The organism is Nannocystis punicea, from assembly GCF_026965555.1.
GTDB lineage: Bacteria > Myxococcota_A > Polyangia > Nannocystales > Nannocystaceae > Nannocystis > Nannocystis punicea.
Genome location: NZ_CP114040.1, coordinates 3,177,651 through 3,192,866 on the forward strand (window position 1 = coordinate 3,177,651; position 15,216 = coordinate 3,192,866).

The window sequence follows — 15,216 nt, forward strand, 5'->3', positions numbered from 1 at the left end:
GAGGACGGGGTTTTGCCCGTCTCGGTCATAGAACAGCCCTGCCAGGTGCGGGCAGCGAGGGCTCTCGACGATCTCCCATCGGGAGAGGGTCCCCTCCTCGTCGTGCCATTGCTGCACGACAGCGTTCGGACCTCCGCACGTAACGTCGGCGCATACCCGTTGCTGGGGACTCGGGACCGAGGGTGCGGCCGAAGTGGATCGCGCGTCATGCACGGGCGAGGTGACGGAGACGAGCGGGCCGGTCGCATCGGTCGGGGACTCCGGTGAACGCGGAGCGCATCCGAGACCGAACGCGGGAAAGACGAAGAGAAGCAAGGTCGCGAGCCGCACGCCCAGGAGCGTACGGCAAGCAAGCTGGTCAGGGCGTTGGGCGAGCCGTGGAACAGGTCGAGCATCGCCTCGCCGGCCCGCCTCAGGGCGCGGCGGGCAGGGCGCTCGCGAGGGCGACGGTGCGCTGGGGCTCGCCGAACACGCTGCCGGGGAGCAGCAGGACCCCGTGCGTGCGCAACAAGTCGCGGGCGTCGCCGTCGACGCCGACGAGGTAGCCGTGGTCGACGGCGAACGGCGCGAGGCCGCGGGCGCGCAGGGCGTCGATGAGCCGGTTTCGCCGCTCGTCGAGGGCCGTGACGAGCGTGGCGGGGAATTCGGGGTGGTCGGCGAGGAGGCGAGCGGCGAGCCACAGGTCGGCCTGCGGCGGGGCGGCGGCGCGGAACACAGGACCGAGGTGGTCGAAGTCGCGGGCGGGCAGGTGCGCCACGCCGAACACCCGCGGGTGCAGCCAGCCCTTCGACAGCGAATCGAGGTAGAGCACCTGGCCGCTGGCGAGCAGCTCGAGGGCGCCAGGCTGCAGCCTTCGGCCGAATGTGTAGACCCCGTCGAGGACGAGGCGGCGGTGCGGATCGCGGCCGAGCCAGGCGAGCAGGGCGGCGCGCTCGTCGGCGGCGAGCGGGCGACCGTGCAGCTTGAGCGGGTCGGGCAGGACGAGGGCGGCGACCTCGGCCCGGGTGGCGCGCGCCAGGACGTCGTCGATCGTGAGCTCGGGGAAGGTGGGCACCCCGATCGTGGCCACGCCGGCGGCGCGCGCGAGGTCCCAATAGACGGGGTAGACGTCGGTCGGCAGGGCGAGGCGGCGGCCGGCGGCCGCCATGTGGCCGAACAGCAGCGAGAGGGCGTGACGGACACCGGCGCAGATCATGGCGCCGCGGGCTGCCGCGGGCGGGAGGCCCCGCAGCTCGCACCAGGCGCGGGCGAGGTCGCAGCGGTGGATCGTTCGCGGCGGGTCCTCGCGCGCGAGGGCCGGGCGGCGGTCGGCGAAGGCGGCGGAGATCCGCGTCTCGCAGGCGCGCAGGACGTCGGGGTCGCGGACGGCCGCGCTCCAGGCGACGAACTCCTGGAAGTTCATGCCGCGGCCTCGGCGAGGGTGATGGCGCTGGCGCGGTCCTCGAGCGAGACGAGGCAGGTGTGGTCCGCCATGACGTTCCAGCTGCGGGCGAGGCCGTGGGTGCGCTCCCAGAACAGGCTCGGCTCGGTGTAGGCGGCGACGCGCACCGGGCTGCCGGCGATCGTGCCGGCGTAGACGGGGGCGCCCCACGGCAGCCGCTCGCGCTCGACGAAGTCGCGGGTGCGGGCCCACTCGTGGACGCGCGCGAGCGAGACCTGATGATCGGCGCTGTACTGATTGGCGGCCAGCGAGTGATACACGGACTCGCGGCTGGTGGAGACGTAGAGCTCCTTGAAGCAGACCTCGTCGGCGCCGCGAGCGGCGGCCCATTGCACATAGGCGTCGATGTCGGCCACGGTCTCGACGCCGCCGCGCTGCAGGACGCAGATGAGGCGCGTGCGCAGCGAGGAGCCGCGCGCGGCGCCCAGGACCCGCTCGGTGTGGGTCTCGAGGTTCATGCGCGCGGCGTTGACGGCCTCGTCCCAGTGGTGGCGCGAGACGGCGAGGACGCCGAGGCCGGCGGACGCGAGGTCGGCGATCCACGCCCGGCGCTCGCCCGGGTCGGCGGCGGCGAAGCGCACGCCGTTGGTGATGAGCACGACCTTGGCGAAGAACTCGCGGCAGGTGCCGACGAGCCCGAACAGGCGGTCGCGCGCGAGCAAGGTCGGCTCGCCGCCGCCGGTGAGGACGGCCCGCTCGGCGCCGCGACGGCGGGCCGCGGCGAGCCAGCGGGCGGCGAGCTCGAGATCGACGCGCCCGCCGGGTTGCTCCGCGGAGGCCGAGGCCTCGGAGAAGCAGAAGGGGCAGCTGGCCTGACAACCACGCGCGATCGGGAGGAAGGAGATCGATCGCGGAGCGATGCGCGGATAGGGGACGAAGCGGTCGGCGTGCAGGGCGAGGGCGCGGGCAGCGGCGTCCTCGAGCGGGATCGCGGCGCCGAGCTGACCGTCGCCGTCGATGGCGAAGAGCCGCTGGACCGGCAGGTCGCCGGAGGGCCACACGCGACCGAGGCCGTTGCGCTCGTTGACGCGCAGCTCGCTCGCCGGCAGCCGCGCCTCGAGGGCGACCAGAGCGTCGCCGGGGATGGCCAGCCGCGCGAGCAGACCCCTCGCCTTGCGCACGCCGATCGCCAGCTCGTCGACGGCGAGGACGTGCACGACGTCCGGATAGGTGCTCTCGGGGATCGACGATTTGCGGTAGCGCCGCTGGTACTTGTCGAAGCCGCGCGCGAAATTGCTGAGCGTGACGACGTGATACACCGTCGCCCGGGGAGAGGCGCTGTCCATGACCGGCGCCAATCTACCACGCGAATCGCAGGCCGGCAGCCGCGCACAGCCCGCGAAATCGGGCGATCCGGGCCGCGGGAGGTTTCGCGCGAGCTCGCCGACAGCGGCGGCGCGAGTGCGACAGTGAACCGCGAGGAGATAGCAGCACATGTGTCGTGGTGCTTAGTCGGAATGATGCGCTTCTTGCGCAGGGCGAGAACCATCACGACATCAGACTCTACGGTTCGACGCCGACTCGAGCCGACGACCAGTCGGGCCGTTCCCGCGATCATGGGTAAGCTGAGGCCTAATGAGGAAGAGCTCGGCTGCGCCCGAACGATTGACCGTTCCGCCCCGGCCGAATTCGGCCTCGAAGGCGCATAGTGACGACGGGCCCGACTGTAGCGACCATGCTTGGACGCACACCGGCATCGGCCAACTGCTTCTGGGACAGACGCAGACGAGCGTTAGAGTTCTTACCGGGTACGACGATCTCATCTCGGCGGTGCAGGGGACGTCACGTTCGCACGCCTTCGATGAAAGCGACGCCGGAAGGGCATTTAGCGCTTCACGAAGGAGCATGCCCGACTCGAGTTCAACCTCAACCAGAGCGCTACGCTCCAGTCGTAGCACTAGTTCGGACGTTGCGATTGCCCGAGCTGGGATGGGCGGTACACCCGCGAGCACTATCAACGTTCCAAAGGGCCGCGACGGTCGGCCACCCATCCGGGTGTACGAAGGGCCTGCAGCGGACTGGGCGGCGGTGCGCATCGGCGCCTATGGGTATTCACTGGGCGGTGATATCGTGCTCGGTCCAGGATTGGGGCAGCCGGGGAGGCCGAGCCGAGATGTGGTCTTGCGGCACGAGATGCGCCATGCGCTGCAGGCACGTAACCCTGGGCCGCGCGCCCATGCCGCAGCACTCGAAGCCGAGGCGCACAATCCCTCGATCTCTTTGCCTCAGCTCACAGCAGCCGACGACGAACTGCTCGGGTTCTGGTGGGTAGCGCCGCTGGCGGCCGGCCTCTATGTACTTCTGCGTCCCAGCGTCGCTAACGCACCAGGTCCCAAGGACCGCGCGCAGCCACGAGTGTCTGAGCTCCAGGTGGCGGGTGAGGCTCTGTCGATTTTCGCCGTCCCGGTCGGTGTGACTTCTGCCCTTGGTCGTATGGGCTTCGGCGTGATTGGCTCGTTCGCACTCGCCGGAGCTGGCTCCTCGACGACCTATCGTGGCCTTGGTGACATCGGCCGCGGCTCGTTCTCGGGCGTCGAGGCATACGTCGTCGACGCCGGGGTCGGCGCCCTGATCGGAGTCGTCGTTGGTGGCGTTTTCCGTTCGTTCGGTGGCATGCTTACGGCAATCCATGAGCCTACTCCACCCCTGGTTCACCTCACTGACACTGCGGGGAAAACAGGAATCACCGCCAGCGGGGTTTTGCGCCAATCGCAGGGTATCTATGCCGTGCCGGCGAAGACCGTGAGCGAGGGGACGGCTCTTCGTGTGTTTCGCACCCTGCTCCGGCCGAGCCGCACCGCTCATCCCATTCCGATCCCTGAGGGCAGCGGGGGACTATTCTCGCAGCCTCTCCCTATCGGCCCAATCTCCACGTATCAGCGCCTCGTAGGCGTGTATCGTGCGCCAGCTGGCGCCATCGAGCTTGCGACTGGTAGCTTCACCCCGTCCACCAACAGCCTCGCCAACATTACCGGGCAGTTCTGGCCCTATGTATCGACGCTATAATTTGGTCGAGTGGCGCCTTCGTGGGCAGCGAACTGTCGCCGAGCACGTCCGAGCAACGCGGGCAGGGCCTCCCCGGCAGCCTTGGCATTTACAGTATTGTCGGTGATCGCCCGCCGACGTTGGTCGGCGAACGCAGTGACGGTCCGTTCGTGTTCATCGCACCTGAAGCTCTCCAGATGGGAACCGAAGCGGCGCCAGTTGCGGGCTCCACAATGAAGCGATTCGACTCCAGCCCGGCGCTCGAGCCGAAATCAGAAATCCTTCCGCCGGCGATTATCTTCGTAACCCAGATGGTCAGTCAGCCGAACGCGTCGGGATCGGACTCGTCGGTTCCGCCAAATAACTTGGTGGCGCCACCTAACACGCTGGAGCCATGACTTCGTCGCCGCAAGTGCACCTTAGCGCCGGCCACATGGACGATCTACATCGTCCAGCCACGCCGTAGCCGCTCGTTCACAGCGAGGCGAGGAGCAGGCAGGCGGCGATCCACAGGCCGCCGGCGAACATCCACAGAGTGCAATAGCCGATGATGTCGCGCGCGCGCACGCCGGTGATCGCCAGCAGCGGGACGGCCCAGAACGGCTGGAGCATGTTGGTCCATTGATCGCCGTAGGCGATCGCCAGCATCGCGTGGGTCGGATCGACGCCGCGCTCCATCGCCGCGCTCATGATGATCGGCCCCTGCACCGCCCACTGCCCGCCGCCCGAGGGGATGAAGAGGTTGAGGAAGCCGGCCGAGAGGAAGGTGAGGCTGGTGAACACGCGCGGATCGGCGGCGGCGAACAGGCCCGCCAGCGCCGCCGCCAGGCCGGTGCCCTTCATGACGCCCATGATCCCGCCGTAGAGCGGGAACAGCAGCAGGATGCCCGCAGAGGCCCGGGCCCCCGCGTCGCAGGCGCGGACGAAGGCGTCGGGCCGGCCGTGGAGGACCAGCGCGAGCACCCACAGCGCGAGGTTGATGGCGTTGAGGTCGAGGGCCGCGCCGGCCGTGTCGCCGATCGCGAACACGAGCGCGGCGGCGGCCGGCAGCGCCAGCGCCCACACCACCAGCGGCGAGCGCTCGAGCCGGTCGAGGGCGGTGGTGTCTGTTTGGGCATGTCCTTCAGGACCTGTCTCGGAAGATAGGTCGTCAAGGACATGTCCCGAAGGCGGGGCGGGCCGCGGGTCGGGGTCGGCGCCGGCGGGCGGGGTGATGGCCATGAAGACGAGCGGGGCCAGCAGCCACAGGCCGCCGGTGACGGCGAGGTTGAGGCCGCCGAGCAGGCTGTCGCCGAGGCCGATCGGGCCGACGCGGGCGGCGAGGTCGGGGCCGAGCACCTCGGTGAGGTCGGCGAGGGTGGTGGCCTTGAGCGGGGCGGTGCCGGACAGACCGCCGTGCCACACCATCATGCCCGAGTAGCCGGCGGCGCACAGGAGCGGGTAATGCAAAGCGAAGCCGCGCCGCCGGGCCTCGTCTCCGGCTGTCCTGGCGAACATGGCCCCGCAGACAAGTCCCAAAGACCAGTTGAAGAGGCAGAGGGTGCACGAGACGAACGCGACCAGGCCGACGAGCCGGCGCGGGCCGGCGGCCAGGCGGGCCAGCGCCTCGAGGCCGCGCCGCACCGGCGGGGCGGCGGCGAGGGCGGTGCCGAGGGTGAGCATGAGGGCCATCTGGCCGGCGAAGGCCAGGAGCGACCACAGGCCGCCGGCGGCGCTCCACAGCCGCAGGGCGCCGCCGAGGCCGCCGAGGCCGTCGCCGAGCGCGAGGGCGCCGGCGAGGAGGGTGATGAGCGTCATGCCGACCGCGACGACGAACGGGTCGGGCGTGAAGCGACCGAAGCCGCGACGCACTGCGAGCCCGAGGCGGACGAGCGGAGGGAGGCGGGACACCGCAGGCGATGGTAGCCCCGGGCGGTGATTTTGGGGGACCGCGGCCTGTCGACCTCGGGAAGCTCGGCGCGACGAAGGGGCCGCCCGGTCGCTCGCACGAAGTTGCCGCTTGCGAGAGGCGCGGGTCGAGGAGCGGGTCGGGTTGCTCGCGCGGCCCGCCGATCTCCGACACGGGCCGGGGAGGTATGCTCGGGGCGAGCATGGATCTGCCGCTGCCGCCGCTGCTCGTGCTGCTGATCGACCAGGGCCGCTGGCCTCGCACCCGCGAGGAGGCGCTGGGCCAGCACCGGAGGCCGTGGGTCGAGCTCACGCGGATCCATGCGCTCGCCCCCGAGGAGGACGGGCTGTACCTCGCGCGGCCGCCGTTCGTGACCGTGCGGGCGGAGATGGCGAGGAACCCGTTCTGGGGCGACCCCTTGTCCGATCCGGGCGGCATCGATCCGGACCTCGCGCTCGTCCTCGGCGACTTCGGGCTCGGCTCCGACGCGCCGATCCTGCTCGACTATCGACTGGATCTCGCGCAGCCGCAGGTGCTGCGGCTGCTCTGGTCGCGGAGCGAGGGGAACCGCTGGGTCGTGGCGGCGCCGGACTTCGCCGGCTTCGCCGCCGCGCTCGGGCTCACGGGGTGAGCATGGCGCATCGGACATGTTTTTAAGGACATGTCATGGGCTGGGGCCGTGCAGACGAGGCGCGCGCAGGGCCTCGACCCGCGGGCGGCACGCTGCGGAAGCGCCGGGGCTCGGCAGGCGCGTGGCCCGAAGGGCATGTTTTCGAGGACATGTCCTGAGTGCCAGGGCGAGTGCCATCGCCTGGCACGAGGGACAGGTCGCTCACGCGGGCGCGGCGACGGCCTGGCACAGGGGACAGGCGCGGGCGGCGTGGGGCTCGTCGCGGCGGTGGAGGTCGAGCACCGCGCGGGAGATGTCGGCCAGCTCGCGCCTTACCTCGCGGCGGGCGCCCTTGACCCGGGCGATCTGCATGTCGTCGTAGCCGGTGGTCTGGTGGCGCATCCAGGCGATGACTGCGGCGCGGGCTCGCTCCTCGACGGGGATCCGCTCGGTGCGAGCGACTGTGCCGCTGCCGACCGGGGTGGCGTGGGCGGTGACGCGGACGGCGACTGCCCGGGCCAGCGCGTCCCAGCGCGGGGCGAAGCGCAGGAACTCGAGCACGCTCTGCTCGAAGGTGACGACGTAGGCGGCCTGGGTCCGCTCGCGGCGGGCGCCGTCGGCGGCCCGCTTCTTCGCGTGGGCCTCGGTCGAGCGCTCGGCCTCGAGGGCGACGCGCAGCGCCTCGATGGTGGCGGCGGGCGCCCACAGGCCCTTCGAGAACAGCTTGCGGCCCTTCTTCTCGACCACGGCCCACGACGGCCCGGCCGACTTGACCCTCCGCGTCAGGGCGGCGTCGCCGGGCGGCAGGCAGGCCCAGCCCGGCGGCGGAGACAGGCGGCGACCGTCCGGGGCGACGAAGACCCGCGGATCGGCGGTCGGGGCGAGGGTCAGCGACTCGCTCATCGTGCGGCGGACTGTGCCAATCCGCGCGCGAGCTGTCGAGGGTGCAGACCTCGCGGTCCGCGTCGGCGGCGGTGAAGCCGCTCGAGGCAGTGCAGGTATCCTCCGCGGGGTGTCCGGAAATGGGACGGCGTGGTGCCGGAACCGGACAAGACGCGGGACGCTCGCGGGCGAAGCTCATGAAATCGTTGGTGGCGCGGAGCTTGCGAGCAGTGAGGGCGTGGATGTCCCTCGCAGGCGGCGCGGATGGCTCGGCCGACACGGCGGGAAGCTCGTGGCCGCGATCGTGATCGCTACAGGGCTCGTGACCGCGACGGTGGCGATCGGGCAGCTGCGCCCGCAGCCGCCGACGATGGCGCGCGCGGCCCTGTGGATCGGGACGGTCGAGCGCGGCGAGATGCTGCGCGAGGTCCAGGGCAACGGGAAGCTGGTGCCCGAGCAGATCCAGTGGATCACCGCGCTGTCGGCGGCGCGGGTCGAGCAGATCTTCGTGAGGCCGGGCGCGGTGGTCGCGGCGGACACCGTGATCCTCGAGCTGCGCAACCCGGAGCTCGAGCTGCAGGCGCTCGAGGCGGAGCGGCAAGTGGCGGCGGCGCGGGCCGTGCTGGTCGAGATCCGGGCGACGATGCGCGGGCAGAAGCTGCAGCAGGAGGTCGCGGTGACGGGGCTGCAGATCGAGAAGTCGACCGCGCAGCGCAATGCCGACGCGAACTCGACGCTCGGCGGGCAAGGTTATCTGTCCCGCGACGACGAGCACGCCGCGCAGGCGCAGCTCGAGTCGATCGACCGCCGTGTGGGCCTCGAGTCGGAGCGGCTCACGGTGCTGGGCGACGGGTTGAAGCAGCGGAGCGCGGCGCAGGCGGCCCAGATCGAGCGGCTGGTGGCGATCGCGGAGTTCCGCCGGGAGCAGCTGGCGGGCCTGCGCGTGCGCGCGGGGGTGGCCGGGGTGCTGCAAGAGCTGCCGCTCGAGCCGGGCAGTGGGTCGACGCCGGGGCGTTGCTGGCGAAGGTCGCCCGCCCCGACCGGCTGAAGGCCCAGCTGGCGATCGCCGAGACGCTGGTGAAGGATGTCGGCCTCGGGATGCGGGCGCACATCGACACGCGCAACGGCGTGGTCGACGGCGAGGTGGTGCGCGTCGACCCGGCCGCGTCGAAGGGGACGGTGACCGTCGACGTGGCGCTCACGGGGCCGCTGCCCCGCGGGGCGAGGCCCGACCAGAACATCGCCGGGACGGTCGAGCTCGAGCGCCTCGGGGACGTGCTGTACGTGCGCAAGCCGGCGGCCGTGCAGCCGGACTCGACGATGGGGATCTTCCGCATCGACGGCGAGGGGCCGTACGCGTCGCGCACGAACGTCCAGTTCGGGCGGGTCTCGGCGTCCACCGTCGAGGTCGTCGCCGGCCTGTCCGAGGGCGACCGCATCATTTTGTCCGAGATGTCGAAGGCGGACGGCTCGGACCGGATCAAGCTCGAATAGCGAAGAGGCCGCACTGTGATGAATGCACCGACGACAGCGAACACGACGCAGGCTCCGATCATCCGCCTCGAGGCGCTGAGGAAGGTGTTCCACACCGAAGACCTCGAGACGCACGCGGTCGCCGACGTGCACGTGGAGATCCCGCGCGGACAGTACGTGTGCATCGCCGGTCCGTCGGGCTCGGGCAAGACGACGCTGCTGTCGCTGATCGGGCTGCTCGACACGCCGACCTCGGGCAGCTATTGGCTCGACGGACGCGCGGTGTCGGGCCTGTCGGCGCGCGAGCGGGCGCGCGTGCGCAACGAGCAGATCGGGTTCGTGTTCCAGAGCTTCAACCTGATCGGCGACCTGACGGTGGCCGAGAACATCGAGCTGCCGCTGACCTACCGGCCGATGCCCGCGGCCGAGCGGCGCCGGCGGGTCGAGGCGGCGCTCGAGCGGGTCGGGATGGCCCACCGCGGGCGCCACCTGCCGGCGCAATTGTCGGGCGGCCAGCAGCAGCGCGTGGCGGTCGCGCGCGCGGTGGCCGGCGAGCCGCTGCTGCTGCTGGCCGACGAGCCGACCGGCAACCTCGACTCGAAGAACGGCGACGCGGTGATGGGGCTGCTGCACGAGCTCCACCGCGCCGGCACGACCATCGTGATGGTCACGCACAACCCCGAGTACGCCCGCCAGGCCCAGCGCACCATCCACCTGTTCGACGGCCGGGTGGTCGAGGAGAGCGCGCATGCTCGCACTGGTTAGAGACGTCCGCTTCGCGTTGCGGATGCTGGCCAGGAACCCGGCGACCACCCTCGTCGCGGTCTTCACCCTGGCCCTGGCGATCGGCGTCAACACGTCGATCTTCAGCGCCGTCAACGCGATCCTGCTGCGGCCGCTGCCGTACGCCGATCCGGACCAGCTCGTCATGGTGCTCGAGACGCAGCCCGACGTCGAGCGGATGGCGGTGCCGTACCTGAACTACCTCGACTACAAGGCCGAAAACACGACCTTCAGCGCGCTGGTGGCGACGGGCATCCACGCCGCGACGGTGACCGGCAAGGGCAATCCGGAGCAGGTCCTGGTGGAGATGGTCTCGCACGACACGCTGCCGGCGTTGGGCGTCGCGCCGGCGCTCGGCCGCAACTTCCTCCCCGAGGAAGACGCGCCGGACGGGCAGAAGGCCGTGATCCTGAGGCACGGGTACTGGGCCCGCCGCTACGCCGCAGATCCGGCGGTCCTCGGTCAGACGATCACGCTCGGCGGTAGCGATTGGACGATCGTCGGGGTCATGCCGCCCGACTTTCGCAGCATGCTCCCCACCAGCGAATTGATGATACCCGTCGGCGCTCGCGCGAGCGAGACCACGTTCCGCGATCGCGCGGCGCGGCCGGAGATCTACCTGCTCGGGCGCATGAAGCCGGGCGTCCGCGAGGCCGAGGCGCGGGCCGACCTGCAGTCGATCGGCGACGGGCTGGCGAAGCGGTATCCCAAGGAGTACGGCAATTCGCGGCCGCTGGTGCTGTCGCTGAACGAGGAGATGGCCCAGCCCGTCCGCGGCGAGATGGCGATGCTGATGGCCTCGGTGATCTGCGTGCTGCTGATCGCGGCGGCCAACGTGGCCAACCTGATGCTCGAGCGGGCGATGCGGCGGCAGAAGGAGATGCAGATCCGCGCCGCGCTGGGGTCGGGCCGCTGGCGGCTGATCCGTCAGCTCCTGATCGAGAGCCTGCTGGTCGCGCTGTTCGGCGCGGGGCTGGGGCTGTTGCTGGCGCTGTGGGGCGTGGACTTGCTGGCCGCGGCCAGGCCGCCGGCGTATGGGGGGATACGCGGGCCGATGGCGGTCGACGCGACGGTGCTCGGCTACACTCTGGCGGTCGCGCTCGGCACCGGCCTTCTGTTCGGGTTGGTGCCGGCGCTGCAGGCGTCGCGGCAGAACCTCGCGCCGGCGCTGAAAGACTCCGACCGCCACGCGTCCGCCGGAGGCAAGAACCTGCGCGCGCGCAACCTGCTGGTCGTCGGCGAGGTGGCGCTCGCGTTGATGCTCCTGATCGGTGCGGTGGCGGCGATCCGCGGCCTCATACGCGTGCAGGCGGTCGATCCCGGGTTCGATCCGGACCGGCTCCTGATGTCGGCGGTCTCGACCGCGCCCTCGCCCGACGCGTCGCCCGCGGTGGCGATGCAGTTCTGGGAGCAGGTCCGCAGCAACATCGCGGCGATCCCCGGCGTGGTCTCGGTGGGGTGGTCGGCGGCGGCGCCGTTCGTCACCGATCAACTCGAGCAGTTTCAGCCGCTCGGCGCCGAGCGCACGCCGGAGAACATGCGGTCCGCGGGGACGTACCTCGTCAGCCCGGGATACCTCGAGACGATGAAGATCCCGGTGCTCGCCGGGCGCACGTTCGGGCCGCACGACGGGGCGGGCACGGCGCCGGTGCTCATCATCGACGAGGCGCTCGCCGAGGCGTTCTTCCCGGGGCAGGACCCGGTCGGGCAGCGGCTGCAGGACAAGCTCAGCGGGCTGCCGAGTGTGGAGATCGTCGGCGTGGTCGGCCACGTGAAGCAGTACGGGCTCGACGCGCCGGAGAAGACGCCGTACCAGATGTACTACGCGTTCGCCCAGCTGCCCGAGGCGTCGCAGCGGCAGGTGCGGCTGATCATCATGCACATGATCGTCCGCTTCGAGGGCGAGCCGCTGGCGTACGTCGAGCAGGTGCGGTCGGCGGTCACCGCGGCCGATCCGCTGCAGCCGCTGTTCGCGGTCGGGCCGTACACGGGACATATCTTCGGCTCGCTCATGACCCGGCGCTACACGATCACGCTGCTGTCGGTGTTCGCCGGGCTGGCGCTGGTGCTGGCGGCGGTGGGGCTGTACGCGGTGATGGGCAACACGGTGGCCCAGCGGACGCACGAACTCGGCGTGCGCATGGCGCTCGGGGCGCAACCGCGCGCGGTGGTCCGGCTGGTCGTTCGCCAGGGGATGGCGCTGGTCGGCGCCGGCGTGGCGATCGGCGCGATCGGTGCGCTGGCAATGACGCGGGCGATGTCGACGCTGTTGCCGGGCATGATCGACGCGACCGACCCGTCGCCGTTCCTCGCAGTGACTCCGGTCCTCGTGGTGGTCGGGCTGCTGGCGACGTATATTCCTGCACGCCGGGCCACGCGGATCGATCCGATGGTCGCGCTGCGCCACGAATGAGCCGCCCGATGCCAGACGCACGAGTGCTGATCGCCGACGACCAGGCCGACGTGCTCGAGGCGCTGCGCCTGCTGCTCAAGGGCCAGGGCTTTCAGCTGCACCTGGCCCGCTCGCCGGCGGAGATCGTGGCGGCCGTCGAGGCGCACGAGTTCGACGCGCTGCTGATGGACCTCAACTACACGCGCGACACGACGTCGGGGCGCGAGGGGCTCGACCTGATCGCCCAGATCGCGGCCGTCGACGCGACGCTGCCGATCCTGGTGATGACCGCGTGGGGCAGCGTCGACGGGGCGGTCGAGGCGATCCGCCGCGGGGCCCGCGACTACATCCAGAAGCCGTGGGACAACGGGCGGCTGCTGCTGACGCTGCGCACGCAGATCGATCTGGCGCGGGCGCTGCGACGCAGCGGCAAGCTGGCCGAGGCGAACGAGCGGCTGGCGGCCGGGAGCGAGCTGCCGCGGCTCGTCGCCGGTTCGCGGGCGATGGAGTCGGTGCTGCGGATCGTCGAGCGGGTGGCGCCGTCGGACGCGAGCGTGCTCATCACCGGTGAGCACGGGACCGGCAAGGAAGTGGTGGCGCGCTGGCTGCACGCGGGGTCGTTGCGGGCGAACCGGCCGTTCGTGGCGGTCAACGCGGGCGCGCTCGGCGACGGGGTGTTCGAGAGCGAGCTGTTCGGCCACGTGAAGGGGGCCTTCACCGACGCCCGGGCCGACCGCATCGGCTGCTTCGAGCTGGCCGACGGCGGCACGCTGTTCCTCGACGAGATCGCCAACATGCCGGCGGGCCAGCAGGCCAAGCTGCTGCGCGTGCTGCAGACCGGCGAGCTGCACCGGGTCGGGTCGTCGAAGCTGCGCAAGGTCGACGTGCGGGCGCTGGCGGCCACCAACGCGCCGCTGGGCCAATTGACCGCGGGCGGGGCGTTCCGCGAGGACCTGCTGTATCGCCTCAACACCGTGGAGATCCACCTGCCGCCGCTGCGCGAGCGCAAGGACGACATCCTGCGGCTGGCGCAGCACTTCCTGCAGGCCCGCAGCCCGCGTTACGGCGGCAAGGTGGTCGGCTTCACGCCGGAGGCCGAGAAGGCGCTGCTCGAGCACCGCTGGCCCGGCAACGTCCGCGAGCTCGAGCACGTGGTCGAGCGGGCGCTGCTCCTGGCCTCGGGCCCGGCGATCCGCGAGGAGGACCTGGCGCTGCGCGCCGGCGCGAGCGAGCGGGCGGCGGCGATCGACGACATGACGCTCGACGAGGCGGAGCGCTACCTCATCGTCCGCGCGCTGGCCCGCACCAACAACAACGTCAGCGAGGCGGCGCAGCGGCTCGGACTGTCGCGCAGCGCGCTCTACCGCCGGCTGGCGCGCCACGGGCTCGAGCCGTGAGCTGGAAGGAGCGGCACGAGGCGCGCGTCGTGCTGCTCGCGCTCGCGGCCGGGGCGCCGGCGCTGATCGTCGCGCTGTCGCTGCTGATGATCGGCGAGCACTCGGCGAAGGTCCGCTGGTCGCTGGCGTCGCTGTCGCTGGCGGCGTGGATCGGCGGCGCGGCGGCGCTGCACGCCCGGGTGACGCGCTCGCTGCAGCTGGTGTCGGCCCTGCTGGCGGCGCTGCGCGAGGAGGACTTCTCGCTGCGGGGGCGGGTCCCCGCCGGCGCGGGCGACGACGACGCGCTGACGGGGGTGATGCGCGAGATCAACGGCCTGGCCGACACGCTGCGCGAGCAACGGCTGGGGGCGTTCGAGGCCGACGCGCTGCTGCGCACGGTGATGGAGGAGATCGACGTCGCGGTCCTGGCCTTCGACGCGCAGGGCACGGTGCGCCTGGCCAACCGCTCGGCGGAGCGCCTGCTCTCCGGGACAGGTGGCTTGCTCGGGCGCGAGGCGGCGGGGCTGGGCTTGGGAGCATGTCTCGAGGGACAGGTGCCGCGCACGCTGCTGACCGTGTTCCCCGGCGGGGCCGGGCCGTGGGAGCTGCGGCGCAGCCGGTTCCGCCAGCGCGGCCTGCCGCACACTCTGGTGGTGCTGACGGACCTGCGCCGGGCGCTGCGCGAGGAGGAGCGGCTGGCGTGGCAACGGTTGGTGCGCGTCCTGGGCCACGAGATCAACAACTCGCTGGCGCCGATCCACTCGATCGCCGAGCACCTGCGGCAGCAGCTGGCGCGGCCGCGCGAGGAGCGGGCGAGCGACCTCGAGGAGGACGTGGCGGGCGGGCTCGAGGTGATCGCGCGGCGGGCGGGCAGCCTGAACCGGTTCCTCGCCGCGTACGCGCGCCTGGCCCGGCTGCCGCCGCCGAAGTTCGCCGCGGTCGAGGTGGCGGCGTGGGCCGGTCGGGTGGCGGCGCTCGAGCGACGCGTGCGTGTGACGGTCGAGCCGGGCCCGGACGCGCTGCTGCAGGCCGACGGCGATCAGCTCGATCAGCTGCTCATCAACCTCGTGCGCAACGCGGCCGACGCGGTGCTGCAGGCCGGCGCGGGCGAGGTGCGGGTGCGGTGGCGCGTCGACGCCGGCACGCTCGCGCTCGCGGTGGTCGACGAGGGCCCCGGCCTCGCCGACACCGCCAACCTGTTCGTCCCCTTCTTCACCACCAAGCCGGAGGGCAGCGGCATCGGCCTGGTGCTGGCGCGCCAGATCGCCGAGGCCCACGGCGGCGCGCTGTCGCTGGCCAACCGCGGCGACGGCCGGCGCGGCTGCGAGGCCTGCGTCACTCTCGGGGTGGTCGCGCGGGCGCCGACGATGATGCTGTCCGCGTAGG

The 15,216-nt window shown here is 71.7% G+C and carries 13 protein-coding genes; 9 read left to right on the forward strand and 4 right to left on the reverse strand.

Annotated elements, in window-relative coordinates; genetic code table 11:
• Positions 1-412: 412 nt before the first annotated feature.
• Positions 413-1,402: a pyridoxal phosphate-dependent aminotransferase gene (locus O0S08_RS12095; RefSeq protein ID WP_269039244.1), complete on the reverse strand. Its 990-nt coding sequence runs from the start codon at positions 1,400-1,402 to the stop codon at positions 413-415.
• Entirely contained in the window at positions 1,399-2,727 is a 1,329-nt protein-coding gene (locus tag O0S08_RS12100; RefSeq protein WP_269039245.1) for a radical SAM protein, read from the reverse strand. Before O0S08_RS12100 ends, O0S08_RS12095 begins: the two co-directional genes overlap by 4 nt.
• Before the next feature lie 643 nt (positions 2,728-3,370).
• Here O0S08_RS12100 and O0S08_RS12105 point away from each other — a divergent pair.
• Both O0S08_RS12105 and O0S08_RS12110 read left to right on the forward strand, forming a co-directional pair.
• Positions 3,371-4,447 carry an eCIS core domain-containing protein gene (locus tag O0S08_RS12105; RefSeq protein WP_269039246.1) on the forward strand — a complete coding sequence of 359 codons (1,077 nt, stop codon included), beginning with the start codon at positions 3,371-3,373 and terminating at the stop codon, positions 4,445-4,447.
• Positions 4,448-4,467: 20 nt separating this feature from the next.
• Positions 4,468-4,824 carry a hypothetical protein gene (locus O0S08_RS12110; protein ID WP_269039247.1) on the forward strand — a complete coding sequence of 119 codons (357 nt, stop codon included), beginning with the start codon at positions 4,468-4,470 and terminating at the stop codon, positions 4,822-4,824.
• 76 nt (positions 4,825-4,900) lie between these two features.
• Here O0S08_RS12110 and O0S08_RS12115 read toward each other — a convergent pair whose 3' ends face one another.
• Positions 4,901-6,316 carry a TIGR00366 family protein gene (locus tag O0S08_RS12115; RefSeq protein ID WP_269039248.1) on the reverse strand — a complete coding sequence of 472 codons (1,416 nt, stop codon included), beginning with the start codon at positions 6,314-6,316 and terminating at the stop codon, positions 4,901-4,903.
• A 200-nt stretch (positions 6,317-6,516) separates the two neighbouring features.
• On the opposite strand from O0S08_RS12115, the gene O0S08_RS12120 reads away from it, so the two are divergent.
• Complete coding sequence (locus O0S08_RS12120; RefSeq protein ID WP_269039249.1) at positions 6,517-6,945, forward strand: hypothetical protein; 429 nt, start codon at positions 6,517-6,519, stop codon at positions 6,943-6,945.
• A 201-nt stretch (positions 6,946-7,146) separates the two neighbouring features.
• On the opposite strand, the gene O0S08_RS12125 is transcribed toward O0S08_RS12120, so the two are convergent.
• Complete coding sequence (locus O0S08_RS12125) at positions 7,147-7,827, reverse strand: DUF2293 domain-containing protein (RefSeq protein ID WP_269039250.1); 681 nt, start codon at positions 7,825-7,827, stop codon at positions 7,147-7,149.
• Between the two features lie 301 nt (positions 7,828-8,128).
• On the opposite strand from O0S08_RS12125, the gene O0S08_RS12130 reads away from it, so the two are divergent.
• From O0S08_RS12130 to O0S08_RS12155, 6 genes are read left to right on the forward strand one after another with little or no spacing between them, the layout of a single operon-like run.
• On the forward strand, positions 8,129-8,854 hold the full coding sequence (locus tag O0S08_RS12130) for an HlyD family secretion protein (RefSeq protein ID WP_269039251.1): 726 nt from the start codon (positions 8,129-8,131) through the stop codon (positions 8,852-8,854).
• A complete protein-coding gene (locus tag O0S08_RS12135; RefSeq protein ID WP_269039252.1) occupies positions 8,821-9,300 on the forward strand; it encodes an efflux RND transporter periplasmic adaptor subunit in 480 nt (159 codons plus the stop codon). Before O0S08_RS12130 ends, O0S08_RS12135 begins: the two co-directional genes overlap by 34 nt.
• 18 nt (positions 9,301-9,318) lie before the next feature.
• On the forward strand, positions 9,319-10,044 hold the full coding sequence (locus tag O0S08_RS12140) for an ABC transporter ATP-binding protein (RefSeq protein ID WP_269039253.1): 726 nt from the start codon (positions 9,319-9,321) through the stop codon (positions 10,042-10,044).
• Entirely contained in the window at positions 10,028-12,475 is a 2,448-nt protein-coding gene (locus tag O0S08_RS12145) for an ABC transporter permease (protein WP_269039254.1), read from the forward strand. The genes O0S08_RS12140 and O0S08_RS12145 overlap by 17 nt, the downstream gene beginning before the upstream one ends.
• An 8-nt stretch (positions 12,476-12,483) precedes the next feature.
• A complete protein-coding gene (locus O0S08_RS12150; protein ID WP_269039255.1) occupies positions 12,484-13,851 on the forward strand; it encodes a sigma-54-dependent transcriptional regulator in 1,368 nt (455 codons plus the stop codon).
• Positions 13,848-15,215, forward strand: coding sequence for a sensor histidine kinase (locus O0S08_RS12155; protein WP_269039256.1), 1,368 nt, complete (start codon positions 13,848-13,850; stop codon positions 15,213-15,215). Before O0S08_RS12150 ends, O0S08_RS12155 begins: the two co-directional genes overlap by 4 nt.
• Position 15,216 lies beyond the last annotated feature (1 nt).